Genomic DNA, 24,928 nt, shown 5'->3' on the forward strand with positions numbered 1-24,928 from the left:
CGGCGCCGAGGCCGCCCTGGAATTCGGCGCCACCTTCGACGGGATCCGGCCCCCGGCCGTCCGTGTGCCCGGCGCTGCCCTCGAGAAGGCCCTGACCGAACTGGACCCGCGGGTGGCCGACGCCCTGCGGGTGATGATCGAGCGCACCCGCGCGGTGCACGCCGACCAGCGCCGCACCGACGTGACGACCACTTTGGGCCCGGGCGCGACGGTCACCGAGCGGTGGGTTCCCGTCGACCGGGTGGGTCTCTACGTGCCCGGGGGCAACGCCGTCTACCCGTCCAGCGTGGTGATGAACGTCGTGCCGGCCCAGGCCGCCGGGGTCGCCTCGCTGGTGGTGGCCAGCCCGCCGCAGGCCCAGTTCGACGGTCTGCCGCACCCGACGATCCTCGCCGCCGCCCGGCTGCTGGAGGTCGACGAGGTGTGGGCCGTGGGCGGCGCGCAGGCGGTGGCGCTGCTGGCCTACGGCGGCACCGATCTCGACGGCGCCGAGTTGGCGCCCGTCGACATGATCACCGGGCCCGGCAACATCTACGTCACCGCCGCCAAGCGGCTGTGCCGGTCGCGCGTCGGCATCGACGCCGAGGCCGGCCCCACCGAGATCGCGATCCTGGCCGACCACACCGCCGACCCGGCGCACGTGGCGGCCGACCTGATCAGTCAGGCCGAGCACGACGAGATGGCGGGCAGCGTGCTGGTCACCCCCAGCGCGGAGCTGGCAGCGGCCACCGAGGCCGAGCTGGCCGCCCAGCTGCGCACGACCGTGCACCGCGACCGGGTGACGGCTGCACTCGGTGGCCGCCAGTCGGCCATCATCCTGGTCGACGACCTGGACGCCGGGGTCACCGTCGTCAATGCCTACGCCGCCGAACACCTGGAGATCCAGACCGTCGACGCGGCGGCCGTGGCGGGCCGAATCCGTTCGGCCGGCGCCATTTTCGTCGGCCCGTATGCGCCGGTGAGCCTCGGCGACTACTGCGCCGGATCCAACCACGTGCTGCCGACCGCCGGCAGCGCCCGGCATTCCAGCGGACTGTCCGTGCAGACCTTCCTGCGCGGCATCCACGTCGTCGACTACACCGAGGCGGCCCTGAAGGACGTGTCCGGACACGTGATCGCGCTGGCCGAGGCCGAAGACCTGCCGTCACACGGCGAAGCGGTGCGGCGGAGGTTCGAGCGATGAGCATCGAGAAGCCCACGCGCCAACCGACACTGGACGACCTGCCGCTGCGCGAGGACCTGCTCGGCAAATCACCCTACGGCGCACCGCAATTGGATGTCCCGGTGCGGTTGAACACCAACGAGAACCCGCACCCGCCCAGCACGGCGCTCGTCGACGACGTGGTGCGCTCGGTGGGACAGGCCGCCGCCGATCTGCACCGCTATCCCGATCGCGACGCGGTGGCCCTACGCAGCGACCTGGCCGCCTACCTGAGCGCCCAGACCGGTGTCGCGCTAGGTGCGGAAAACCTTTGGGCGGCAAACGGTTCCAACGAGATTTTGCAGCAGCTGCTGCAGGCGTTCGGCGGCCCCGGGCGCAGTGCCATCGGATTCGTCCCGTCCTACTCGATGCACCCGATCATCTCTGACGGCACCCGCACCGAATGGCTGCATGCCGCCCGCGCCGACGACTTCAGCCTGGACGTGGATACCGCCGTGGCCGCGATCATCGACCGCCGGCCCGACGTGGTGTTCGTCGCCAGCCCGAATAACCCGTCCGGACAGAGCGTTTCGCTGCCGGACCTGCGGCGGCTGCTCGACGTGGTGCCCGGCATCCTGATCGTCGACGAGGCCTACGGCGAATTCTCCTCGCAACCCAGCGCGGTCGCGCTGGTGGCGGAGTATCCGACCAAGCTCATCGTCTCGCGCACCATGAGCAAGGCGTTCGCGTTCGCCGGCGGCCGGCTGGGCTACCTGATCGCCACCCCGGCGGTGATCGACGCGATGCTGCTGGTGCGGCTGCCGTATCACCTGTCGGTGCTCACCCAGGCCGCCGCGCGGGCCGCCCTGCGGCACGCCGACGACACGCTGGGCAGCGTGGCGACCCTGATCGCCGAACGCGAACGCGTCTCGACGGCCTTGACCGGCATGGGCTTTCGGGTGATCCCGAGCGACGCCAACTTCGTGCTGTTCGGCGAATTCGCCGACGCGCCGGCCACCTGGCAACGCTATCTGGACGCCGGAGTGCTGATCCGCGACGTCGGAATCCCCGGCTACCTGCGCGCCACCACCGGGCTGGCCGAGGAGAACGACGCCTTTTTGCAAGCCAGCGCCCAGATCGCCGCCACCGAACTGGCCCCAGCCACCTCAGTAGGAGCGATCGCAAGCGCGGCCAAGCCGCGTGCGGCGGGTCGCGACCATGTGTTAGGAGCCCCGTGAGCACCGAAACCCGCCGCGCCCGCATCGAGCGCCGCACCAAGGAATCCGACATCGTCGTCGAACTCGACCTCGACGGCACCGGCCGGGTCGACATCGACACCGGTGTGCCGTTCTACGACCACATGCTGACGGCCCTGGGCAGTCACGCCAGCTTCGACCTGACCGTGCGCACCAAGGGCGACGTCGAGATCGAGGGGCACCACACCATCGAGGACACCGCGATCGCACTCGGCCAGGCGCTCGCCAAGGCCCTGGGTGACAAACGGGGCATCCGCCGGTTCGGTGACGCCTTCATCCCGATGGACGAGACGCTGGCCCACGCGGCGGTCGACGTGTCCGGCCGGCCCTACTGCGTGCACAGCGGGGAACCGGATCACTTGCAGCACACCACCATTGCCGGCAACTCGGTGCCCTATCACACCGTCATCAACCGGCACGTGTTCGAATCGCTGGCCATGAACGCGCGCATCGCGCTGCACGTGCGCGTGCTGTACGGGCGCGACCCGCACCACATCACCGAGGCACAGTACAAGGCGGTTGCCCGCGCGCTGCGCCAGGCGGTCGAGTCCGACCCCCGCGTCTCGGACGTGCCGTCCACCAAAGGGGTGCTGTGACGGCGCACAAGAAAGTCGTCGTCCTCGACTACGGCTCGGGCAACCTGCGGTCGGCTCAGCGCGCGCTCGAGCGGGTCGGCGCGTCGGTCGAGGTGACCGCCGACGCCGCCGCCGCGGCCGCCGCCGACGGGCTGGTGGTGCCCGGCGTCGGTGCGTACGAGGCCTGCATGACGGGACTGCGCGGCATCGGCGGCGACCGCATCATCGCCGACCGGGTGGCCGCCGGGCGCCCGGTACTGGGCGTCTGTGTTGGGATGCAGATCCTGTTCGCCCACGGCGTCGAATTCAGCGTGGAGACCGCGGGCTGCGGGCAGTGGCCGGGATACGTCACGCGACTGCAAGCTCCCGTCATCCCGCACATGGGCTGGAACGTCGTCGAATCCGGGCCCGGCACAGTGCTGTTCAAGGGACTCGACGCCGACACCCGGTTCTACTTCGTGCACTCCTATGCCGCCCAGCAGTGGGAAGGTTCGCCGGATGCGGTGCTGACGTGGGCCACCCACGAGGGCCCGTTTCTGGCCGCGGTCGAGGACGGGCCGCTGTCGGCCACCCAATTCCACCCGGAGAAGAGCGGGGACGCCGGCGCGGCCTTGTTGAGCAATTGGGTCCGGGGATTGTGACGGACCTCGCGCCGGCGCTTTGTGTCAAGCAACCGCCGCGGACGCACGTCACCCGTCGCGTGCCCGGCACACAGGAGGAAATGTGTTGATCTTGTTGCCCGCGGTCGACGTGGTCGACGGCCGCGCCGTGCGTCTGGTGCAGGGCAAGGCGGGCAGTGAAACCGAATACGGCTCGGCGCTGGACGCCGCGCTGACCTGGCAGCGCGACGGCGCCGAATGGATCCATCTGGTGGATCTGGACGCGGCGTTCGGGCGCGGTTCCAACCGCGAACTACTGGCCGAGGTGGTCGGCAAGCTCGACGTGCGGGTGGAGCTGTCCGGCGGCATCCGCGACGACGACTCGCTGGCCGCCGCCCTGGCCACCGGCTGCGCTCGGGTCAACCTGGGCACGGCGGCCCTGGAAAACCCGCAGTGGTGCGCCCGCGCGATCAGCGAGCACGGCGAGCGGGTGGCCGTGGGCCTGGACGTGCAGATCGTCGACGGCGCGCACCGGCTGCGCGGGCGGGGCTGGGAGACCGACGGCGGTGACCTGTGGGAAGTGCTGGAACGCCTTGACGGGCAAGGCTGTTCGCGGTTCGTGGTCACCGACGTGACCAAGGACGGCACCCTGGGCGGGCCCAATCTGGACCTGCTGGCGTCGGTCGCCGAGCGCACCGACGCCCCGGTGATCGCCTCCGGCGGCGTGTCCAGCCTCGACGACCTGCGCGCGATCGCCACCCTCACCGGCCGCGGTGTCGAGGGCGCCATCGTGGGCAAGGCCCTCTACGCCGGGCGGTTCACCTTGCCGCAGGCGCTGGCCGCGGTGGCGGAGTAGCGCCGCATGGACGTGCACACGTTGGTGGCCCAGGCGTCGGCGATCCTCGACGACGCGGCCGAGCCGTTTCTGTCCGGGCACCGCGCCGATTCCGCGGTCCGCAAGAAGGGCAACGACTTTGCCACCGACGTCGACCTCGCGATCGAGCGTCAGGTGGTCGCCGCGCTCGTCGAGGCCACCGGGATCGGGGTGCACGGCGAGGAGTTCGGCGGTTCGGCCGTCGACTCCCCGTGGGTGTGGGTGTTGGACCCCGTCGACGGCACCTTCAACTACGCGGCCGGATCGCCGATGGCCGGGATCTTGTTGGGCCTGCTGCACCACGGCGACCCGGTGGCCGGGCTGACCTGGCTGCCGTTCTTCGACCAGCGCTACACCGCGGTGACGGGCGGACCGTTGCGCAAGAACGGGGTGCCGCAGCCGCCGCTGACCTCCATCGACCTGGCCGACGCCCTGGTCGGCGCCGGGTCGTTCAGCGCGGACGCGCGGGGCCGGTTCCCGGGACGCTACCGGATCGCGTTGCTGGAGAACCTGAGTCGGGTCTCGTCGCGATTGCGCATGCACGGCTCCACCGGACTCGACCTCGCGTTCGTCGCCGACGGAATATTAGGCGCGGCAGTAAGTTTCGGCGGCCACGTGTGGGATCACGCCGCCGGGGTCGCGCTGGTGCGAGCCGCCGGCGGTGTCGTCACCGACCTGGCCGGGCAGCCGTGGACCCCCTCGTCGGATTCCGCGCTGGCGGCGGGCCCCGACGCCCACGCCGAGATCCTGGAAATCCTGCGCGCCACCGGCCGACCGGAAGATTACTGAGATGCCCCCGAGTCCCAAGGGCCTGGCGGTGCGGGTGATCCCGTGCCTGGACGTCGACGGCGGCCGCGTGGTCAAGGGCGTCAACTTCGAAAACCTCCGGGACGCGGGCGATCCCGTGGAGCTGGCGTCCGCCTATGACGCCGAAGGCGCCGACGAGCTCACCTTCCTCGACGTGACGGCGTCGTCGTCGGGACGGGCGACCATGCTCGACGTGGTGCGCCGCACTGCCGAGCAGGTTTTCATCCCGCTGACCGTCGGCGGCGGCGTGCGCACCGTGGCCGACGTCGACGTCCTGCTGCGTGCGGGCGCCGACAAGGTCTCCATCAACACCGCCGCGATCGCCCGGCCCGAGCTGCTGGCCGAGATGGCACGGCAGTTCGGTTCCCAGTGCATCGTGCTGTCCGTCGATGCCCGCACGGTGCCCCCGGGGGCCGTGCCGACGCCGTCGGGCTGGGAGGTCACCACCCACGGCGGGCGCCGGGGCACCGGTCTCGACGCGGTCGAATGGGCTTCGCGCGGAGCCGATTTGGGGGTGGGGGAGATCCTGCTGAACTCGATGGACGCCGACGGCACCAAAGCGGGGTTCGACCTGGAGATGCTGCAGGCGGTGCGTTCGGCGGTCACGGTCCCGGTGATCGCCAGCGGCGGCGCCGGGGCGGCCGAGCACTTCGCGCCGGCGGTCGCGGCCGGCGCCGACGCGGTGTTGGCCGCCAGCGTGTTCCACTTCCGGGAGCTGACCATCGGGCAGGTGAAGGCGGCGATGGCCGAGGCGGGAATCGCGGTAAGGATGGCCCGATGACGCTCGACCCGAAGATCGCGGCCCGGCTGAAGCGCAACGCCGACGGCCTGTTCGCCGCCGTCGTGCAGGAGCGCGGCAGCGGCGACGTGCTGATGGTCGCCTGGATGGACGACGCGGCGCTGGCCCGCACCCTGGAAACCCGTGAGGCGACCTATTATTCGCGGTCCCGCGGCCAGCAGTGGATCAAGGGGGCGACGTCCGGTCACACCCAGTACGTCCACTCGGTGCGGCTGGACTGCGACGGCGACACCGTGCTGCTGACGGTCGACCAGGCCGGTGGGGCGTGTCACACCGGTGACCACAGCTGCTTCGACGCCGACGAGCTGCTGCCCCCGCCGAGCTGACCCGACGGACCAGCCGGCACCGAGCCGTCCAGCATCCGGACGTGTCTAGGGTCACCTTGCGCGCGCATGGGGCCATGACATCGACAAGAATGGCAGTCAATGTCGAAATGGCTGTCCTGGAACATCGTTGTGCCGGTGCTTTCCGTCATCGTGCTGGCAGTGATCTGGGGCGAGAAACTGGGACCGGTTCTTGTCGGGGTGGCGGCGCTGTTTCTCATCGGTGCGGTGGTTGCCGCGGTGCACCACGCGGAGGTGGTCGCCCACCGGGTCGGCGAGCCCTTCGGGTCGCTGATACTCGCGGCCGCGGTCACCATCATCGAGGTGGCCCTCATCGTCACCCTGATGACATCCGGCGGCAACGAAGCCGCGACGCTGGCCAGGGACACCGCATTCGCCGCGCTGATGATCACCACCAACGGGATCGCCGGGTTATCGCTGCTGCTCGGCTCCCGACGCTATGGCGTGACCCTGTTCAACGCTGAAGGCGCTGGAGCCGCCCTGGCCTCGGTCACCACGGTGGCCACGTTGAGCCTGGTTTTGCCCGCCTTCACCACCGGGCGCCCGGGCAGGGAGTTCACCCCCAGCCAGCTCGGCTTCGCCGCGATCGCCACGCTCTTGGTGTACCTGCTGTTCGTGTTCACCCAGACCATGCGGCACCGCGATTTCTTTCTGCCGATCGCGCAGAGGGGCCAAAAGCGCGTGTTCGAGGACGAGAGTCACGCGGATCCACCCACCAGGCGGCAGGCGCTGAGCAGCCTGGTGCTGCTGCTCTGCGCGCTGGTGGCGGTGGTCGGCCTGGCCGAGGAGGAATCACCGGCCGTCGAACACGCGGTGGTGATGGCGGGCTTGCCGCAGTCGTTCGTGGGCGTGATCATCGCGGCGCTGGTGCTGCTGCCCGAGACGCTCGCGGCGGCTCGGTCGGCGCGAAAGGGCCGCATCCAGATCAGCCTGAACCTGGCGTACGGCTCGGCGATGGCCAGCATCGGGCTCACCATCCCGACGATCGCGCTGGCGTCGATCTGGCTCAAGGGGCCGCTGGTGCTCGGCCTCGGCGCCATCCAGCTGGTGTTGCTTGCCCTGACGGTCGTGATCAGCATGCTGACGGTGGTGCCCGGGCGGGCGACCCGCCTGCAGGGCGAGGTACATCTGGTGCTGCTGGCCGCCTACGTGTTCTTGGCGATCAACCCCTGACCGCTACGCGCGGCCCCGCAGCGTCGCCAGCGCCTTGTCGGCGTGGCCGTTCATGTTGAATTCGCTGGAGATCACCTCGAGCACCGTGCGGTCGGTGTCGATGACGAACGTCGTGCGCTTGACCGGCATCAGCTTGCCGAGCAGGCCGCGCTTGACGCCGAACTGGGTGGCGACGGCGCCGTCGGTGTCCGACAGCAGCGGGTAGTCGAACTTCTGCAGGTCGGCGAACTTGGCCTGCTTGGGCACGGCGTCGGCGCTGATGCCCACCCGGTTAGCGCCGACCGCGGCGAACTCGGCGGCCAGGTCGCGGAAGTGGCACGCTTCCTTGGTGCAGCCGGGCGTCATCGCGGCCGGGTAGAAGAACAGCACAACGGGCCCGCCGGAGAGCAGTTCGCTGAGCTTGCGCGGCGTCCCGGTCTGATCGGGCAGTTCGAAGTCCGCGACGGTGTCACCAGGTTTCATGGCGGACACGCTACGCCGGACGCTGTCCCGCTCGGGTTTCCACGCGTCTGGAAGGATGGATCGGTGCACGCCCACCCTGCCGCGACGACCTCACGAGAGGCTTTTCGCCAGCTGGCGGCCGAGCACCGTGTGGTCCCGGTGACCCGCAAGGTGCTGGCCGACAGCGAGACTCCGCTGTCGGCCTACCGCAAACTCGCCGCCGACCGCCCGGGCACCTTCCTGCTGGAGTCCGCCGAGCACGGCCGGTCCTGGTCGCGGTGGTCGTTCATCGGCGCGGGATCGCCGTCGGCGCTGACCGTGCGCGACGGTGAAGCCGTCTGGCTGGGCGTGGTGCCACGGGACGCGCCGACCGGGGGCGACCCGCTGCAGGCCCTGCGCACCACCCTGGAGGTGCTGGCCACCGGCCCGCTCGAGGGGCTGCCCCCGCTGTCGGGCGGCATGGTCGGGTTCTTCGCCTACGACATGGTGCGGCGCCTGGAACGGCTGCCCGAGCTGGCCGTCGACGACCTCAAGCTCCCCGACATGTTGCTGCTGCTGGCCACGGATGTGGCGGCGGTCGATCATCACGAGGGGACCATCACGCTGATCGCCAACGCCGTGAACTGGAACGGAACCCAGGACGGCTTCGACGAGGCCTACGACGACGCGATCGCCCGCCTGAACGTGATGACCGCGGCGCTGGGTCAGCCGTTGCCGTCGACGGTCGGCACGTTCGAGCGGCCCGAGCCGCGCTACCGCGCGCAGCGCAGCGTCGAGGAGTACGGCAAGATCGTCGACTACCTCGTCGAACAGATCGCCGCGGGCGAAGCTTTCCAGGTGGTGCCCTCGCAACGGTTCGAGATGGACACCCAGGTGGACCCGATCGACGTGTACCGGATGTTGCGGGTCACCAATCCGAGCCCCTACATGTATCTGCTGCATGTGCCGAATGACGCTGGCGGAACCGACTTTTCGATCGTCGGCTCCAGCCCGGAAGCGCTCGTCACCGTCTGCGAAGGCGTCGCGACCACCCACCCGATCGCGGGAACCAGATGGCGCGGCGACACCGACGAGGAGGATCACCTGCTGGAAAAGGAGCTGTTGGCCGACGAGAAGGAACGCGCCGAGCACCTGATGCTGGTCGATCTGGGCCGCAACGATCTGGGGCGGGTCTGCGCTCCGGGCACCGTGCGCGTCGAGGACTACAGCCACATCGAGCGCTACAGCCACGTCATGCACCTGGTGTCGACGGTGACCGGCACGCTCGACGAGGGCCGGACCGCGCTGGACGCGGTGACGGCCTGCTTCCCGGCCGGCACCCTGTCCGGCGCCCCGAAGGTCCGGGCCATGGAGCTGATCGAAGAGGTGGAGAAGACCCGCCGCGGCCTGTACGGCGGCGTGGTCGGCTACCTGGACTTCGCCGGCAACGCCGACTTCGCGATCGCCATCCGCACCGCCCTGATGCGCGACGGCACCGCGTACGTGCAATCCGGGGGCGGGGTGGTGGCGGACTCCAACGGCCCCTACGAGTACACCGAGGCGACGAACAAGGCCCGCGCGGTGCTCAGCGCGATCGCCGCCGCCGAGACGCTGACCGAGCCCGGGTCCGATGAGTGAGGCCGGCGCGGACACCGGTCGGCCGGCCGGCCGCTGGCTGATCCGGATCGCCCAGATCGTCCTGGTGGTCGCCGCGGGGGCGTTGTGGGTGGCCTCGCGGCTGCCGTGGGTCGTCATCCGCTCGTTCGACGGGCTGGGGCCGCCCAAACAGGTGACTTTGGCCGGCGGCGCCTGGTCGACGGCGCTGTTGCCGTTGGCGCTGCTGCTGCTGGCCGGGGCCGTTGCCGCCATCGCCGTGCGGGGGTGGCTGCTGCGCGCACTCGCGGGGCTGCTGGCTGTGGTCAGCCTGACGGTCGGCTACCTCGGGATCAGCCTGTGGGCGCTGCCCGACGTGGCGGTCCGCGGCGCCGAGCTGGCCCACGTGTCGGTGATGACGCTGGTCGGAAGCGAACGGCGGTACTGGGGCGCCGGCGTCACGGTGGCGGCCGCGGCGTGCACGCTGATCGCGGCCGTCCTGCTCATGCGATCCGCGTCGGACTCGCGATCCGCCCGCTCGAGCGCACGAAAGTACGCGACACCGGCGACGCGCCGGTCGATTGTGCAACGCGAAGAGGCCGACGGGGCGATGCTGGAGCAGCCGGAGACGCCGGGAATGTCGGAGCGGACGATCTGGGACGCGCTTGACGAGGGGCGCGACCCGACCGATCGGGCGGGTGGGTCTGACACCGAGGGTCGGTGACGGGCCGCAAGCCGCGGGCCGCTACCCTTCATTCACGTCGTCGCGATCGGCTGGGGACACCAAAGTGGCCGTGGGATGACAGCGGACGAACAGGGCGAAGGGAAACGACAGGCATGAGTCCGGCAACCGTGCTTGACTCCATCCTCGAGGGAGTCCGGGCCGACGTTGCCGCGCGGGAAGCGCTCATCAGCCTGTCCGAGATCAAAGCCGCCGCGGCGGCCGCGCCGCCGCCACGCGATGTGATGGCCGCCCTGCGCGAGCCGGGAATCGGCGTCATCGCCGAAGTCAAGCGCGCCAGCCCGTCGGCGGGCTCCCTGGCGACCATTGCCGATCCGGCCAAGCTGGCCCGCGCCTACGAAGACGGTGGCGCCCGCATCATCAGCGTCTTGACCGAGGAGCGACGTTTTCACGGCTCGCTCGACGACCTCGACGCGGTGCGCGCGGCGGTCTCGATCCCGATTCTGCGCAAAGACTTTGTCGTGCAGCCCTATCAGATTCACGAAGCGCGTGCGCACGGCGCCGACATGCTGCTGCTCATCGTCGCCGCGCTGGAGCAGTCGGCGCTGGTGTCGATGCTGGATCGCACCGAATCGCTGGGCATGACGGCGCTCGTCGAGGTGCACACCGAAGAAGAAGCCGACCGGGCGCTCAAGGCCGGCGCCAAGGTAATCGGCGTCAACGCCCGCGACCTGGCGACGCTGGAGGTGGACCGGGATTGCTTCGCGCGCATCGCACCCGGGCTGCCCAGCAACGTGATCAGGATTGCCGAATCCGGTGTGCGCGGTACCGCAGACCTGCTGGCGTATGCGGGTGCGGGTGCCGACGCCGTGTTGGTCGGCGAAGGTCTGGTCAAAAGCGGTGACCCGCGCGCCGCGGTTGCCGACCTGGTCACCGCGGGCACCCATCCGTCCTGTCCGAAACCGGCTCGCTAGTCGCTTCGTCACTGAAGAGCCCCTGCGCTGATACGTTGAACGCCATGAGCCATCCCCGCGTAGAGCATTGGTGATGGTGGACCTGTCCCGCCCGGACCTTCCGCATCCGAGCGCAGCCATCGCCGAACCCACCCGCCACGAACCGGATGCGGGTGGCCATTTCGGCGTCTACGGCGGCCGCTATGTCGCCGAGGCGTTGATGGCCGTGATCGAAGAGGTCACCGCCGCCTACGAGAAGGAACGGGTCAACCAGGATTTCCTGGACACGCTCGATTACCTGCAGGCGCATTACGCCGGCCGGCCCTCACCGCTGTACGAGGCGCCGCGGCTGTCCGAACAGGCCGGCGCACGGATCTTCCTCAAGCGAGAAGACCTGAACCACACCGGTTCTCACAAGATCAACAACGTGCTCGGTCAGGCGTTGCTGGCGCAGCGCATGGGCAAGAAGCGGGTGATCGCCGAGACCGGGGCCGGGCAGCACGGCGTCGCCACCGCCACCGCGTGTGCCTTGCTGGGCCTGGAATGCGTGATCTACATGGGTGCGGTGGACACCGAGCGCCAGGCGCTCAACGTCGCACGGATGCGCTTGCTGGGAGCGACGGTCGTCGCGGTCGCCAGCGGCTCGAAAACGCTCAAGGACGCCATCAATGAGGCGTTTCGGGATTGGGTTACCAATGCCGACAACACCTTCTACTGCTTCGGCACCGCGGCCGGCCCGCATCCCTTCCCCGCCATGGTGCGCGACTTTCAGCGGATCATCGGCCTCGAGGCGCGCGCCCAGATCCAGGCCCAGGCCGGACGCTTGCCCGACGCCGTGGTGGCCTGTATCGGCGGTGGATCCAACGCCATCGGCATCTTCCACCCTTTCATCGACGATCCGGGCGTGCGGCTGGTCGGTTTCGAGGCGGCCGGCGACGGTGTCGAAACCGGAAGGCACGCCGCGACCTTCAGCGGCGGCTCGCCCGGCGCGTTTCAGGGATCGTTCTCGTATCTGCTGCAGGACTCCGACGGGCAGACCATCGAATCCCATTCCATCTCAGCGGGTCTCGATTATCCGGGTGTGGGTCCCGAACACGCGTACCTGCGCGAGATCGGGCGCGCCGAGTACCGTCCGATCACCGACTCGGAGGCGATGGATGCGTTCCGCGTGCTGTGCCGCACGGAAGGGATCATCCCGGCGATCGAATCGGCGCACGCCGTCGCCGGCGCGCTGAAATTGGGACCCGAATTGGGGCAGGGGGCGATCATCGTGGTGAACCTGTCCGGGCGCGGTGACAAGGACGTCGAGACGGCCGCGAAGTGGTTCGGGCTGTTGGGGTCCAGCGATCGATGATCGTCAAGCAGAGCGAAGCGAGCAGACTTCAGTCGATCTTCGACGGCTGCCGCAACGACAATCGGGCGGCGCTGATCGGTTATCTGCCCACCGGTTATCCCGACGTGCCGACGTCCGTGAACGCAATGACCGCACTGGTCGAATCGGGTTGCGACATCATCGAAGTCGGGGTGCCCTATTCCGATCCCGGCATGGACGGCCCCACCATCGCGAAGGCGACGGAGGCCGCGCTGCACGCCGGCGTGCGCGTGCGCGACACCCTTGCCGCGGTCGAGGCGATCAGCGCCGCCGGTGGGCATGCGGTGGTGATGACCTACTGGAACCCCGTGTTGCGCTACGGCGTTGACGCGTTCGCCCGGGATCTGGCAGCGGCCGGAGGGTACGGCCTGATCACCCCCGATCTCATCCCCGACGAAGCCGCGCAGTGGCTGGCGGCATCCGAGGGGCACGGCCTGGACCGGATCTTCCTGGTGGCGCCGTCCTCGACGCCGCAGCGGTTGGCGATGACGGTCGAGGCGTCGCGCGGATTCGTCTATGCCGCTTCGACGATGGGCGTGACGGGGGCGCGTGACGTCGTGTCCAACGCCGCCCCCGAGTTGGTGGGCAGGGTCAAAGAGATATCGGACATACCCGTCGGTGTCGGCCTGGGGGTCCGGTCGGGAGAGCAAGCCGCCCAGATCGGCAGCTACGCCGACGGTGTCATCGTGGGGTCGGCGCTGGTGACGGCGTTGGGGGACGGGGGATTGACTGCATTGCGCACGCTGACTGAGGAACTCGCGGCCGGTGTCCGTCGGGGGGCGTCCGCCTCGTGACAAAGCTGCTGGCCTACTTCCCGAGCCCGCCGCAGGGTGTCTGGCACCTGGGGCCGTTGCCCATCCGGGCCTACGCGCTGTTCATCATCGCCGGCATCGTGGCGGCGCTACTGATCGGTGATCGGCGCTGGGAGGCGCGCGGTGGCGAGCGCGGCGTGATCTACGACATCGCGCTGTGGACGGTGCCATTCGGCTTGATCGGTGGTCGGCTCTACCACCTGGCCACCGACTGGCGAACCTATTGGGGCCCCGGCGGCGCGGGACTCGGGGCGGCCGTGCGGATCTGGGACGGCGGCCTGGGCATCTGGGGCGCGGTGGCGCTGGGCGGCGTCGGCGCCTGGATCGGCTGCCGCCGGCGCGGGATTCCGCTTCCGGCCTTCGCCGACGCGCTGGCTCCGGGAATCATTCTGGCGCAGGCGATCGGCCGGCTCGGTAATTACTTCAACCAGGAGCTCTACGGCCGCGAAACGACGCTGCCCTGGGGTCTGGAGGTGTTCTACCGCCGCGACCCCACCGGGTACATCGACCCGCATTCGCTGGACGGCATCTCGACGGGCCAGATCGCTTTCGTGGTGCAGCCGACGTTCCTCTACGAACTACTCTGGAACCTGCTCATTTTCGTGGTCCTGATCTATGCCGACCGGCGCTTCACGCTGGGCCACGGCCGGTTGTTCGCGCTATATGTGGCGGGCTATTGCGTCGGGCGGTTCTGCGTCGAGCTGCTGCGCGACGACACCGCCACCCACATCGCGGGCATCCGGATCAACTCGTTCACATCGACTTTCGTGTTCATCGGTGCCGTGGTGTATCTGATGGCGGCGCCCAAGGGGCGCGAAGATCCCGAGAGCCTGCGCGGCAACGAATACCTCGAGGAGGAAGAGGCGCAGGCCGAGTCGGACGCCGAGCCCGCGACGGTGGCGGCGACGACGGCTGCCGCCGGTGCCGGCGCCGTTGCCGCGGCCGATGCGCCGGCAGGCCGCGAAGAGGCGGCGGACTCCGACGAGATCCCCGCCGCCGAGCCGGAAGTCGAAGAACCGGTGGCGGACTCGGCGGAGGCCGTCACCGAGCAGCAACCCGCCGAGGGCCAGGCCGAAGAGCCCGAGCCCGAGGAGGAATCCGAGCCCGAGGAGGAATCCGAGGAACCGGAGGTTGAGGCGGCGGCTGACGAGACCGTGGCCGCGGATTCCGGTGCGGAGGAAGCCGACGCGGCCGAGCTCGAGGCAGCGGAGCTCGAGGCCGACGACGAGGAACCGGAAGAGCTCGAAGCCGAGGAACCCGAAGCGAAAGCCGAAGAGCCCGAAGCTGAAGAGGCCGAGGTCGAAGAGCCCGAAGGCGAAGCCGAGGAGCCCGAGCCCGAAGAGCCGGAATCCGGAGAGCCGGAAGCCGAAGAACCCGAGCCCGAAGAGCCGGAATCCGAAGAGCCGGAAGCCGAAGAACCGGAAGCCGAGAAGCCACAGCCCGAACCCGCCACCGAAACGGCCCCGGCTCAACCGGAAGCGCGGCGGCGCTGGGGCTCGCGACTGCGCAACCGCCTGGGCCGCTGACCGCCGAGTGCCGCCCCGTTTCATCGGCCCGGGCGCACCGGATCTGGCATCCTGAAAAGCGTGACCACCGCAGGGTCAGCTGCTCGATGACCCAACCCCACTCGCCCGCGCACGCCCCGGGACACTCCCATCCGGATGGGATGGGGCGTCATCGCCTCGCCATCTCGGCCGGAACCGGCCTGGCGCTGGGCGGCGCGCTCACCTATGTCGCCCTGGCCGACCCGCACAGCCCCGGTTCGATCTACCCGCCGTGCCCGTTCAGGATGCTCACCGGCTGGAACTGCCCGTTTTGCGGTGGGCTGCGGATGACGTATGACCTATTGCACGGTGACCTGCTGGCCGCCGTCCACGACAACGTCTTCCTGCTGGTAGGAATCCCGCTGCTGGCAGTGTGGGCGCTGGTCCGCCGCGCCCGCGGCAGGGCTTTGCCGTCGCGCGCGGCGTTGCTGGCGGTCGTGGCCGCGACGATCGCGTGGACGGCGCTGCGTAACCTGCCCGCCTTCCCGCTGTTTCCCACCGTTCTTGGTGGGTAAGAGCACACTGCCCGGCGTCGGCCATCTGCGGGCCGTGGGGGTTGCACACGACTATGCTGGGTCGGCGTGAGTAGACGCGGAAAGATCGTCTGCACCCTTGGCCCTGCGACCAATTCGGATGAGTCGATCCAGGCCCTGGTTGAAGCCGGAATGGACGTTGCCCGGCTGAACTTCAGCCACGGCGACTACTCGGATCACAAGGCCGCTTACGAGCGCGTCCGTTCGGCTTCCGACGCCACCGGCCGCGCCGTCGGCGTACTCGCCGACTTGCAGGGCCCCAAGATCCGGTTGGGGCGTTTCGCCACCGGTCCCACCTACTGGGCCGACGGCGAAACCGTCCGGATCACCGTGGCGGACTGCGAGGGCGACCACGACCGGGTGTCGACCACCTACAAGAAGCTGGCCACCGACGCCGCCGTCGGCGACCGGATTCTGGTCGACGACGGCAAGGTCGGCCTGGTGATCGAAGGCATTGAGGGCGACGACGTCATCTGCACCGTCGTCGAGGGCGGGCCGGTCAGCAACAATAAGGGCATTTCGCTACCCGGCATGAACGTGTCCGCACCGGCCTTGTCGGAGAAGGACATCGAGGACCTCACCTTCGCGCTGGAACTCGGCGTCGACCTGGTCGCGCTCTCCTTCGTGCGTTCGCCATCCGACGTCGAGTTGGTGCACGAGGTGATGGACCGGGTGGGCCGGCGGGTGCCGGTGATCGCGAAGCTGGAGAAGCCGGAGGCCGTCGACAACCTGGAAGCCATCGTGCTGGCCTTCGACGCCATCATGGTGGCCCGCGGCGACCTCGGTGTCGAGCTGCCCCTGGAAGAGGTTCCGCTGGTGCAGAAGCGGGCCATCCAGATGGCCCGGGAGAACGCGAAACCCGTCATCGTCGCGACCCAGATGCTGGATTCGATGATCGAGAGCTCACGGCCCACTCGCGCCGAGGCCTCCGACGTCGCCAACGCCGTCCTCGACGGCGCCGACGCGGTGATGCTGTCCGGGGAAACCTCGGTGGGCAAGTACCCGATGGCGGCCGTGCGGACCATGGCGCGCATCATCTGCGCCGTCGAGGACAATTCGACGGCCGCCCCGCCGTTGACGCACGTGCCCCGCACCAAACGCGGGGTGATCTCGTATGCGGCCCGCGACATCGGCGAGCGGCTGGACGCCAAGGCGCTCGTCGCGTTCACCCAGTCCGGCGACACGGTCAAGCGCCTCGCGCGCCTGCACACCCCGCTGCCGCTGCTGGCCTTCACCGCGTGGCCCGAGGTGCGCAGCCAACTCGCCATGACCTGGGGCACCGAGACGTTCATCGTCCCGATGATGACCTCGACCGACGGCATGATCCGCCAGGTCGACAAGTCGCTGCTGGAACTAGGTCGCTACAAGCGTGGCGACCTGGTGGTCATCGTCGCCGGTGCGCCACCTGGCACAGTAGGGTCAACCAACCTCATCCATGTGCACCGGATCGGGGAGGACGACGTCTAGCGCGAGGAGAGCGTGTGCCGGCCGGCTGTGAGCCCCAGGAGCCGTACGCGGCGGAACAAGCCGCAATACCGACCCATTCGGACTTCACCGAACTGCTGGCGACACTCGACCTCGAGCGCGTCGAGGACGACCTGTTCATCGGCTCGCATCCGAGCAAGAACCCCATGCGAACATTCGGTGGTCAGCTCATGTCGCAGTCGTTCGTCGCGAGCAGCCGCAGCCTGGTTCGTGACGACCTGCCGCCGAGCGCGCTGTCGGTGCACTTCATCAACGGGGGCGACACCGCCAAGGACATCGAATTCCGCGTGACCAGGCTGCGCGACGAGCGCCGCTTCGCCAACCGGCGCGTCGATGCGGTGCAGGACGGCACGCTGTTGAGCTCGGCGCTGATCTCCTACATGGCCGGGGGCCGCGGCCTCGAACACGGCGTCGAGCCGCCGGAGGTGGCCGAACCGCACACGCAGCCCACCATCGGCGAACTGTTGCGCGGTTACGAGGAGACCGTTCCGCACTTCGTCAACGCCCTGCAGCCCATCGAATGGCGGTACACCAACGACCCCGCCTGGGTGATGCGCACGAAGGGCGAGCGGCTGCCGCACAATCGGGTCTGGGTGAAGGCGTTGGGAGAGATTCCCGACGACCCCGTATTGCACACGGCAACAATGGTGTATTCGTCGGACACCACCGTTTTGGACTCGGTTATCACCACGCACGGTCTTTCCTGGGGATTCGACCGCATATTCGCCGCGTCGGCCAATCATTCCATTTGGTTTCATCGGCAGGTCGACTTCAACGACTGGGTGTTGTACTCCACATCGTCACCGGTCGCGGCCGATTCGCGCGGGCTGGGCACCGGGCACTTCTTCGACCGGTCCGGCCTGCCGCTGGCCACGGTGGTGCAAGAAGGCGTGCTGAAATACTTCCCTTCTTCCCGTCGTTAAAACGTGACCCGATAGCCGCGAAATCTCCGCGCTAATTCCGCCTTGTAATGGCCGTGATGCGGCGTAGCTTTAACGTAGCCGGGTATTCGGTGCAGAGGCGGCAACCAAGCCGCCCAGCTGTTGTCAGCGCATCGGGAGGTGGGTGTGAACGGGCCGGTGGTGGGCGTCACGGTAGCGAGGCCCCGCGCGCGCGAACGCGTTGTCGTTTCGGTCGATTCACTCGCGGCCCGCTTGCTCGGCGCTCTGGCGCTGTTCGGCGCGGCGTGCTGGCTCATCGAGATCCTCGCCCGCCACCACAGCCAACCCAGTTGGCAGTACACCGACCGGTTGGCGTGGTCGTTGACGGTGCTGGTGGCGGTGGCCTGGATGGCCCGCGGCATCTTTTTGGGCCGGCCCGTGACCACGATGCACGCGGCCGCCGCGGCCTTCTTCGTGCTGGCGGGACTGGGTTTGCATGTGTTGTCCTTCGATCTGCTCGGCGACGTGGTGATCGCCAGCTCGGGCATGGTGTTGATGTGGCCGACGACCTCCCATCCGCGGCCGGGTGACCTGCCGCGGTTGTGGAAGTTGATCGACGCGACCGCCGGCGATGCGTTGGCGCCGTTCACCATGCAGACCGGCAAGAGCTACCACTTCACCGCCGACGGGACCGCGGCGCTGGCCTACCGGACGCGGCTGGGGATCGCCGTGGTCGGCGGTGACCCGATCGGTGACGAGGCGCACTTCGGTGAACTGGTGGCCGATTTCGCCGCTTTCTGCCACGCCCATGGTTGGCGCATCGCCGTGGTGGGCTGCAGCGAACGGCGGCTCGGCCTGTGGAGCGATTCGGCGGTGCTGGGACAAACGTTGCGGCCCATCCCGATTGGGCGCGATGTGGTCGTCGACGTGGCCGGCTTCGACATGGTGGGCCGCAAGTTCCGCAACCTACGTCAGGCGGTGCAGCGCACCCACAACTGCGGCGTCACAACCGAAATCGTGTCGGAGCAGGAACTCGATGAGGAGCTGCTGGCCGAGCTGACCGAGGTGGTGCGGGAGTCGTCCAAGGGCGCCCACGCCGATCGCGGATTCCACATGAACCTCGACGGCGTGCTCGAAGGCCGGTTCCCCGGCATCCGCCTGATCATCGCCAGGGACAAGACGGGCAAGGTGCAGGCGTTCCACCGGTACGCCACCGCCGGCGGCGGCAGCGACATCACCCTCGACGTGCCATGGCGCCGGCGCGGCGCTCCGAACGGGCTCGACGAGCGGCTCAGCGTCGACATGATCATGGCCGGCAAAGAGGCTGGGGCACAGCGGGTCTCGCTCGCCTTCGCGGCCTTCCCAGAGATTTTCGACGCTACGAACCGGGGCTGGACCCAGGGCCTGCTCTACCGGTTGACCCACGTGCTCGACCCGCTGATCGCCCTCGAGTCGCTGTACCGGTACGTGCGCAAGTGGCATGCCCTCGACGCCCGGCGGTATGCGGTGATCTCCGTGACGCAGATCGTTCCGCTATTGTTCGTGCTCCTGTCGCTGGAGTTCATGCCGCGCCGGCGACACCTCTGAGTGCCTGCGCCGCAACTGTGATGTCGGAAAACGGCTAGCGCTGCGTCGTCCCGGACGGTTGGGTGGGGACCGCACAAGAAGTCAGCTGCGAATTCGTCCGGGAGTTTGTCGACACCATGACAGACAGCGTGAATCTTCGCGATGAAGCCATGCGCGCGTTCATCTCTAGCCTGTCCGGATTGCAGGCATCTGCGCCGACCTGGTGCTCCGGCTGGAGCGCCCACGAACTCACCGCCCATGTCACCGCCGCCGCGGCGGAACGTGCCGACCTCATCGAAGAATATCTGGCGGGCCGACCGACAAGGGCGACGCGCTCGTGGGAGGTGCGCGAGCCGCCGTTTCGGGCGTTGCCCGACCCTGTTCTCCGAAAACAATTGGTGGAACACGCCGCTCGTTTCGAGTCGGCGCTCGCCGCCCTCGACGCGGGGGACACCATCATGTACACGGGCTGGGAGATGACCGCACAGCGGTTAGAGATGCACAGCCATAGCGAAGCGGTGCTGCACCGGTGGGATCTCGTGGGCGACGACGACCTCAGCGTCCGACTGCTCTCGGATCCGGCCATGATCACCCACGCGCTCGCGGCATTCAACGCGCTGCCGGCCCTGGTGGAAGCTTGTCGCTGGCGCGACGCCGGCGCGATAACCCGGCCGGTGACGCTACGAAACGGCCATCGGCCCGGCGTCGTTGTGGTACCGGGAAACGGAGTGTCGGCAACGCCGGCCGAGGCCGGCATTGTGATAGAACTCGCGCCGCACGAGTTACCGCTGGTCTTGTGGGGACGCTGCCCGCCCAGGTTGCGCGACCCGAGCGTCAACGCGGAGACACTCGACGACGTCTTGCGGCGCCTGCTGAACGACGGGTAGTTCGGGGCAGTCAATGTCCTCGGGCAGGTGGTGCGTCGCCACCACCACCGTCCGCCGCGGCGACATCAGCCGCGAATCGGGGGCCAACAGGTCGCGCAGTATCCGTTCGGCGTCGGTGACGTCAAGGTGTTCGGTCGGCTCGTCGAGCAGCACGATCCGCGCGGGGGAGATCACCGCGCGGGCCAGCAACAGCCTCCTGCGCTGGCCGGCCGAAAGGGCCTGCGCGCCGCCGGTGAGCACCGTGGACAGGCCATCGGGCAGGGCGGCGAGCCAGGGGCCGAGGCCCACGACGTCCAGTGCTGCCGTCAGTTCGTCGTCGGGGCAGTCCCCGCGCACGACCAACAGGTTGTCGCGGACGGTGGTGGCGAAGATGTGCGCGTCCTCGGCGAAAAACCCGACGGCGCTGCGCAAGTCGACCTCATCGAATTCGGTCAGGGCGGTGCCGTCCAGCGTGACCCGCCCGTCCAGCGGCGGCAACAAACCGGCCAGGGTCATCAGCAGGGTCGTCTTCCCGGAACCGCTGGCGCCGGTGACAGCCAGCCTCGCACCCGGCGGCAGGTCGATCGCTGCCCGGGTGGACCGCGCCGCGCCGTCGTGGCCGGAACGCACGTCGGCCGTCAGCCGTCCGGCGCCGACCGGTGTGGGTGCGCTCCCCGTGGGGTTTTCGGGGCGCGACGGGGTCAGATCGAGCAGGCGGCGCGCGGCGATCCGGGACCGCGTCAACTGGATCGCGGCGGCGGGCAACGGCGTCATCGCCTCGAAGGCCGACAGCGGCAGCAGCATCAACACCGCCAGGGTGGTCGGCGCGACCGCGTGCGCCAACCCGATCCCGCACACCACCGCGCCCAGCACGCTGGCCCCGATCGCCGCGGTGGGCATCGCCTCGGCGATGGCGGCCGGTTTGGCGGCGACGTCCAGGGCATCGCTCCACGCGCGTTGCCGGCGTTGCGAGTCGGCGATGACCCCGGGAAGCAGGCCGGCGACCCGGAGCTCCGGGGCATGCTCGAGGGCCAGCATCGCCGACGTGTCGCGGTCGGAATGATGCTGGCGCGCAACGTCTTCCTGCGTCACGGCGGCCCGACCCGCGAGGCGGGGAGCGACGAACCCGGCGATCAGCAGGCAGACCGCCAGCACGACTGCCGCCGCGGGCGAAATGGCGGCAACGACCGCCGTCGCCGCCAGGGCCAGCACCGCCGCGACGCCGATCGGTACCAGGGCGCGCACCACGACGTTGGCCAGTTCGTCGACGTCGGTCCCGACGCGGGCGACCAGTTCACCGCTGTGCAGCCGGACGGCGGCCGCCGCGGGCCCGCGCGCCAGCCGCCGGTAGATCTGTACCCGCGCGGCGCCGGCCGCGCGCAGAGCCGTGTCGTGGGTGGCCAATCGTTCGCAGTAGTGCAGCACGCCCCGGGAGATCGCGAACATGCGGACCGCGACCGCCGCGACCGACAGGTCCAGCACGGGCGGCATCTGCCAGGCGCGGGTGATCAGCCACGCCGAGACACCGGCCAGCGCCAGCGCGCTGCCCAGCGAGAGCACCCCGAGCGCGATGGCCGCCAGGACGCGGGGCCACCGCGGGCGCAGCAGTGTCACAGCGTGCACCAGCGGATCACGCCGGGGCATGACGCAGCCCCCCCTCGGCGACCACCTCGACGATCCGGTCACCGATGGCCAGCACCGGCGCGCGGTGGCCGACGACGATCACGGTCGCACCGGCCCGGGCCCGTTCGGCGATGGCCCGCAAGACGCGTTGCTCGGTGGGTGCGTCCAGGTGTGCGGTCGGCTCGTCGAGCAACAGCACGGCGGCCGCCGAGCCGAGCGCTCGGGCCAGGCCCAGCCGCTGGCGTTGCCCCAGCGACAGCCCGACACCGCCGCGTCCGAGCACGGTGCTGCCCCCATCGGGCAGCTCGGCGAGCACGGCGTCGAATCCGGAATCGGCGCAGGCCTTTTCGACGTCGTCGAGTCGTCCGAGCAGCGCCAGGTTGTCGTCGACGGTGCCCGGGACCAGCACCGGGCGTTGCGGCAGCCAGGACAGTTGCGCCCACCAGCCGGCCGGCTCCAGCTCGGCGACGTCGACGCCGTCCACGATGATCCGGCCCGACGAGGGCATGCCGATGCCGGCGATCGCCTGCAGCGCGGTGCTCTTGCCGGCGCCGTTACGCCCGGTGAGCACCGTCACCGAGCCGGGCTCGATGACCGCGTTCAGGTCGCGCGGCGCCCGGCCGTCGCGGCCGTCCACGCTCAGATGTTCGAGGCGAATCCGCGCGCCGCGCGCAGCGACCGTCCGGGTGCGGGCCGGCGCCGACGTCGGGCCGCCGATGAGGTCGAACGCCGCACCGGCGGCGGCCGTGCCGTCTTGTGCGGCATGGAATTCCACGCCGACGCGGCGCAACGGCCAGTACACGTCGGGCGCGAGCAACAGCACCGTCAGGCCGGTGGTCAGGGTCATCTCGCCGAACACCAGACGTAGGCCGATCCCGACCGCGATCAACGCCACCCCAAGCGTGGCCAGCAGCTCAAGCACCAGGGCCGACAGGAATGCGATCCGCAAGGTGGCCATGGCCGAGCGGCGGTGCGCGGCGGCCAGTTCGGCGATCCGGTGTTCCGGGCCCGAGCTGCGGCCCAGCGCCCGCAGGGTCGGGATGCCCGCGATCAGATCCAGCAATCGGGCCTGCAGCGTGGTCATCGCGGTCAGCGCGGCCGCGGACCGCTCGGCGGTTGCCAGCCCGATCAGCACCATGAAGATCGGTATCAGGGGCAGCGTGATCGCCACGACGGCCGCCGATTTCAGGTCGTAGGCCGCGATCACGGCCACCGTGGCGGGGGTCAGGATGGCGGCGAGCAGCAATGTCGGCAGGTAACCGGTGAAGTAGGGGCGCAGACCGTCGAGGCCGAGGGTGACCACGACGGCGGCGGCGTCGCGTTGCGCCGCGAGGTCACGGGGTTGCCGGTCGGTGACCGCGGTGAGCACCTGACCGGACAGGTCGGCGATGACGGCGCTGGCTCCGCGTTGCCCCAGGCGGGCCTGCAGCCAGTGCGTCACCGCACGGATTATCCACAGCGCCAACAGGATTGACAGCGGGCCGAGCCACCCATGCAGGCTCCGGGCGGAGGTGTCGCCGACGACGCGCGCGACGATGCCCGCCAGCACGATCGCCGAGCCGATCGCGCAGCCGGAGATCAGCACACCGCAGCCCACCACGGCGAGCAGGTAACGGCGCAACGCCGCCGAGGCCCGCCACAGTCTCGGATCGAGCGGTGCCCGGTTGGTGCGGTCGCTACTGTTCAGGTCGCGCGCCTTGCCAGGCCGATGGGCGCCGGTATCCGGTCAGCCGAGATGCGTTGCCGGAAAATCCAATACGACCACGCCTGGTACACCACCGTCAGCGGGGCCATCAGGGCCGTCACCCACGTCATGACCTTGAGGGTGTAATGCGTGGAGGAGGCGTTGTAGATGGTCAGGCTCCACTGCTTGTCCAGCGTCGAGGGCACCAGGTTCGGATACAACGAGCCGAAGAGCAGGATCACCACGGCCGCCACCACCACCGCGACGCAGGTGAACGCCCAGCCGTCGGATGCGCGTCGCCACACCAGCAGCACCGCCGCCAATTGCGCCACCACCGCCGCGGTCAGCACCAGCCAGGTCCAGTTCTTGCCGTGCGCCAGTTGGGTCCAAAACCCGAATGCCGCAACCAGTCCGGTGGCCGGCAGCGACAACCAGACACCGAACCGGTACGCGTCGTCGCGGATGGCGCCCGAGGTCTTCAGGGCGACGAAGGTCGCTCCGTAGAACATGAACAACGCCGCGGTGGCCAACCCACCCAACAGGGTGTAGGCGTTCAGCACGTCGGTGATCGAGAGGTGGATGTGCCCGTCGGCACCCACCGGCAGGCCGCGCACCAGGATGGCGAACGCGACACCCCATAGGACGGCCGGCAGCCAGGACCCGGCCGCGATGCCGACGTCGGCCCAGCCGCGCCATTTCGTGTCGTCGATCTTGCCGCGCCATTCGATCGCCACGGCGCGCACGATCATGCCGAACAGGATCGCCAACAGCGGCAGGTACAGCGTCGAGAACACGGTGGCATACCAGGCGGGGAAGGCGGCGAACATCGCTGCGCCGCCGACGATCAGCCACACCTCGTTGCCGTCCCACACCGGCCCGATGGTGTTGAGGGCCGTGCGCCGCAGCGGTTCCGGTTCACCGATGCCGACGCGCGCGAACGGCTCCATCAGCATGCCCACGCCGAAGTCGAAGCCCTCGAGGACGAAGAAACCCAAAAACAGCATCCCGAGGATGCCGAACCACAACTCCTGCAGTCCCATCGTCTCAACTCCTTCCGGCGTCGGTAAGCCTGGTCAGTACGCGAAGGGGTGTCGAATCACGTGCCCGGCATGGTCATCACCTCGCTGGTGACCTTCACCCTCGTCTACGCGGTACTCGCGGTGCTCTGGTTCTTCCTGCTCAAGCGCTACGTCGTCGAAGGCCCGCTGGAGCACGACGCGGAACCCGCTCCCCCGCAAGCGCCCAGCGACGACGAGGTGGCACCCCTGTCCTTCGCGTACTGACCAGGCTTACCGACGCCGGAAGGAGTTGAGACGATGGGACTGCAGGAGTTGTGGTTCGGCATC

At 69.4% G+C, this 24,928-nt stretch carries 24 protein-coding genes and 1 pseudogene; 21 read left to right on the plus strand and 4 right to left on the minus strand.

The genetic code is table 11. From position 1 onward, the window contains the following. The 9 genes from hisD to A9W96_RS02920 form a co-directional block, all read left to right on the plus strand. The coding region (gene hisD / locus A9W96_RS02880) for a histidinol dehydrogenase (protein ID WP_067137840.1) at positions 1–1,183 on the plus strand (1,183 nt) is incomplete at its 5' end. After that, positions 1,180–2,379, plus strand: coding sequence for a histidinol-phosphate transaminase (locus tag A9W96_RS02885; RefSeq protein WP_067137841.1), 1,200 nt, complete (start codon positions 1,180–1,182; stop codon positions 2,377–2,379). The genes hisD and A9W96_RS02885, both read left to right, overlap by 4 nt. Further along, positions 2,376–2,993: an imidazoleglycerol-phosphate dehydratase HisB gene (gene hisB, locus A9W96_RS02890; protein ID WP_066864107.1), complete on the plus strand. Its 618-nt coding sequence runs from the start codon at positions 2,376–2,378 to the stop codon at positions 2,991–2,993. The genes A9W96_RS02885 and hisB overlap by 4 nt, the downstream gene beginning before the upstream one ends. Continuing rightward, a complete protein-coding gene (hisH, locus tag A9W96_RS02895; protein WP_066864106.1) occupies positions 2,990–3,613 on the plus strand; it encodes an imidazole glycerol phosphate synthase subunit HisH in 624 nt (207 codons plus the stop codon). The genes hisB and hisH overlap by 4 nt, the downstream gene beginning before the upstream one ends. Positions 3,614–3,695: 82 nt before the next feature. After that, complete coding sequence (priA, locus tag A9W96_RS02900) at positions 3,696–4,427, plus strand: bifunctional 1-(5-phosphoribosyl)-5-((5-phosphoribosylamino)methylideneamino)imidazole-4-carboxamide isomerase/phosphoribosylanthranilate isomerase PriA (RefSeq protein WP_067137844.1); 732 nt, start codon at positions 3,696–3,698, stop codon at positions 4,425–4,427. A gap of 6 nt (positions 4,428–4,433) precedes the next feature. Then, positions 4,434–5,234, plus strand: a complete 801-nt coding sequence (locus A9W96_RS02905; protein WP_066877327.1) for an inositol monophosphatase — start codon at positions 4,434–4,436, stop codon at positions 5,232–5,234. Between the two features lies 1 nt (position 5,235). Continuing rightward, positions 5,236–6,033 (plus strand): imidazole glycerol phosphate synthase subunit HisF, encoded by a 798-nt coding sequence (gene hisF / locus A9W96_RS02910; RefSeq protein WP_067022784.1) that lies wholly within the window; start codon positions 5,236–5,238, stop codon positions 6,031–6,033. Beyond that, positions 6,030–6,377, plus strand: a complete 348-nt coding sequence (gene hisI, locus A9W96_RS02915) for a phosphoribosyl-AMP cyclohydrolase (protein WP_067137847.1) — start codon at positions 6,030–6,032, stop codon at positions 6,375–6,377. The genes hisF and hisI overlap by 4 nt, the downstream gene beginning before the upstream one ends. 99 nt (positions 6,378–6,476) lie before the next feature. Then, entirely contained in the window at positions 6,477–7,568 is a 1,092-nt protein-coding gene (locus A9W96_RS02920; protein WP_066864094.1) for a calcium:proton antiporter, read from the plus strand. Between the two features lie 3 nt (positions 7,569–7,571). Here A9W96_RS02920 and A9W96_RS02925 read toward each other — a convergent pair whose 3' ends face one another. Next, on the minus strand, positions 7,572–8,030 hold the full coding sequence (locus tag A9W96_RS02925; RefSeq protein ID WP_066864091.1) for a peroxiredoxin: 459 nt from the start codon (positions 8,028–8,030) through the stop codon (positions 7,572–7,574). Positions 8,031–8,093: 63 nt separating this feature from the next. Between A9W96_RS02925 and A9W96_RS02930 the strand changes: the two genes are divergently transcribed. The 11 genes from A9W96_RS02930 (at position 8,094) to A9W96_RS02980 (ending at position 20,296) form a co-directional block, all read left to right on the plus strand. Beyond that, on the plus strand, positions 8,094–9,626 hold the full coding sequence (locus A9W96_RS02930; protein WP_067137849.1) for an anthranilate synthase component I: 1,533 nt from the start codon (positions 8,094–8,096) through the stop codon (positions 9,624–9,626). Then, entirely contained in the window at positions 9,619–10,305 is a 687-nt protein-coding gene (locus A9W96_RS02935) for a TIGR02234 family membrane protein (protein ID WP_067137851.1), read from the plus strand. The genes A9W96_RS02930 and A9W96_RS02935 overlap by 8 nt, the downstream gene beginning before the upstream one ends. Positions 10,306–10,418: 113 nt before the next feature. Next, a complete protein-coding gene (trpC, locus tag A9W96_RS02940; RefSeq protein ID WP_066864082.1) occupies positions 10,419–11,237 on the plus strand; it encodes an indole-3-glycerol phosphate synthase TrpC in 819 nt (272 codons plus the stop codon). A gap of 70 nt (positions 11,238–11,307) precedes the next feature. After that, positions 11,308–12,570, plus strand: coding sequence for a tryptophan synthase subunit beta (gene trpB, locus A9W96_RS02945; protein WP_197499380.1), 1,263 nt, complete (start codon positions 11,308–11,310; stop codon positions 12,568–12,570). Next, the gene (trpA, locus tag A9W96_RS02950) at positions 12,567–13,382 is read left to right on the plus strand and encodes a tryptophan synthase subunit alpha (RefSeq protein ID WP_066864076.1); all 816 of its coding nucleotides are present in this window, start codon (positions 12,567–12,569) and stop codon (positions 13,380–13,382) included. The genes trpB and trpA overlap by 4 nt, the downstream gene beginning before the upstream one ends. Further along, positions 13,379–14,926, plus strand: a complete 1,548-nt coding sequence (locus A9W96_RS02955) for a prolipoprotein diacylglyceryl transferase (protein ID WP_067137853.1) — start codon at positions 13,379–13,381, stop codon at positions 14,924–14,926. The genes trpA and A9W96_RS02955 overlap by 4 nt, the downstream gene beginning before the upstream one ends. A gap of 140 nt (positions 14,927–15,066) precedes the next feature. Continuing rightward, positions 15,067–15,459, plus strand: coding sequence for a DUF2752 domain-containing protein (locus tag A9W96_RS02960; RefSeq protein WP_231999570.1), 393 nt, complete (start codon positions 15,067–15,069; stop codon positions 15,457–15,459). A 66-nt stretch (positions 15,460–15,525) separates the two neighbouring features. After that, the gene (gene pyk, locus A9W96_RS02965; RefSeq protein WP_066864067.1) at positions 15,526–16,944 is read left to right on the plus strand and encodes a pyruvate kinase; all 1,419 of its coding nucleotides are present in this window, start codon (positions 15,526–15,528) and stop codon (positions 16,942–16,944) included. 65 nt (positions 16,945–17,009) lie between these two features. After that, positions 17,010–17,885 carry an acyl-CoA thioesterase II gene (locus A9W96_RS02970; RefSeq protein ID WP_156765092.1) on the plus strand — a complete coding sequence of 292 codons (876 nt, stop codon included), beginning with the start codon at positions 17,010–17,012 and terminating at the stop codon, positions 17,883–17,885. Between the two features lie 144 nt (positions 17,886–18,029). Further along, positions 18,030–19,430 (plus strand): bifunctional lysylphosphatidylglycerol flippase/synthetase MprF, encoded by a 1,401-nt coding sequence (locus tag A9W96_RS02975; protein WP_066864058.1) that lies wholly within the window; start codon positions 18,030–18,032, stop codon positions 19,428–19,430. A gap of 128 nt (positions 19,431–19,558) precedes the next feature. Then, positions 19,559–20,296, plus strand: coding sequence for a maleylpyruvate isomerase N-terminal domain-containing protein (locus A9W96_RS02980; RefSeq protein ID WP_197499381.1), 738 nt, complete (start codon positions 19,559–19,561; stop codon positions 20,294–20,296). Here the strand turns inward: A9W96_RS02980 and cydC are convergent. From cydC to cydB, 3 genes are all read right to left on the minus strand, one after another. Continuing rightward, a complete protein-coding gene (cydC, locus tag A9W96_RS02985; protein WP_067137857.1) occupies positions 20,192–21,919 on the minus strand; it encodes a thiol reductant ABC exporter subunit CydC in 1,728 nt (575 codons plus the stop codon). The genes A9W96_RS02980 and cydC overlap by 105 nt on opposite strands. Next, positions 21,906–23,519, minus strand: coding sequence for a thiol reductant ABC exporter subunit CydD (gene cydD / locus A9W96_RS02990; protein ID WP_067137858.1), 1,614 nt, complete (start codon positions 23,517–23,519; stop codon positions 21,906–21,908). Before cydD ends, cydC begins: the two co-directional genes overlap by 14 nt. Before the next feature lie 62 nt (positions 23,520–23,581). After that, complete coding sequence (cydB, locus tag A9W96_RS02995) at positions 23,582–24,622, minus strand: cytochrome d ubiquinol oxidase subunit II (RefSeq protein ID WP_067137859.1); 1,041 nt, start codon at positions 24,620–24,622, stop codon at positions 23,582–23,584. Between the two features lie 33 nt (positions 24,623–24,655). On the opposite strand from cydB, the pseudogene A9W96_RS03000 reads away from it, so the two are divergent. Next, positions 24,656–24,865: pseudogene (locus tag A9W96_RS03000) on the plus strand (cytochrome ubiquinol oxidase subunit I); the annotation flags it as partial. Positions 24,866–24,928: the final 63 nt, after the last annotated feature.

Source organism: Mycobacterium sp. 1245852.3 (assembly GCF_001669335.1).
Lineage (GTDB): Bacteria > Actinomycetota > Actinomycetes > Mycobacteriales > Mycobacteriaceae > Mycobacterium > Mycobacterium europaeum_A.

Excerpts from the sequence above, each read along its gene's own strand:
- A9W96_RS02885 (WP_067137841.1), top strand. The coding sequence starts at position 1,180 with ATGAGCATCGAGAAGCCCACGCGCCAACCGACACTGGACGACCTGCCG.
- hisI (WP_067137847.1), top strand. The coding sequence starts at position 6,030 with ATGACGCTCGACCCGAAGATCGCGGCCCGGCTGAAGCGCAACGCCGAC.
- trpA (WP_066864076.1), top strand. The coding sequence starts at position 12,567 with ATGATCGTCAAGCAGAGCGAAGCGAGCAGACTTCAGTCGATCTTCGAC.
- A9W96_RS02960 (WP_231999570.1), top strand. The coding sequence starts at position 15,067 with ATGGGGCGTCATCGCCTCGCCATCTCGGCCGGAACCGGCCTGGCGCTG.
- A9W96_RS02905 (WP_066877327.1), top strand. The coding sequence starts at position 4,434 with ATGGACGTGCACACGTTGGTGGCCCAGGCGTCGGCGATCCTCGACGAC.
- hisF (WP_067022784.1), top strand. The coding sequence starts at position 5,236 with ATGCCCCCGAGTCCCAAGGGCCTGGCGGTGCGGGTGATCCCGTGCCTG.
- A9W96_RS02925 (WP_066864091.1), bottom strand. The coding sequence starts at position 8,030 with ATGAAACCTGGTGACACCGTCGCGGACTTCGAACTGCCCGATCAGACC.
- cydC (WP_067137857.1), bottom strand. The coding sequence starts at position 21,919 with ATGCCCCGGCGTGATCCGCTGGTGCACGCTGTGACACTGCTGCGCCCG.
- A9W96_RS02935 (WP_067137851.1), top strand. The coding sequence starts at position 9,619 with ATGAGTGAGGCCGGCGCGGACACCGGTCGGCCGGCCGGCCGCTGGCTG.
- cydB (WP_067137859.1), bottom strand. The coding sequence starts at position 24,622 with ATGGGACTGCAGGAGTTGTGGTTCGGCATCCTCGGGATGCTGTTTTTG.
- trpC (WP_066864082.1), top strand. The coding sequence starts at position 10,419 with ATGAGTCCGGCAACCGTGCTTGACTCCATCCTCGAGGGAGTCCGGGCC.
- A9W96_RS02920 (WP_066864094.1), top strand. The coding sequence starts at position 6,477 with ATGTCGAAATGGCTGTCCTGGAACATCGTTGTGCCGGTGCTTTCCGTC.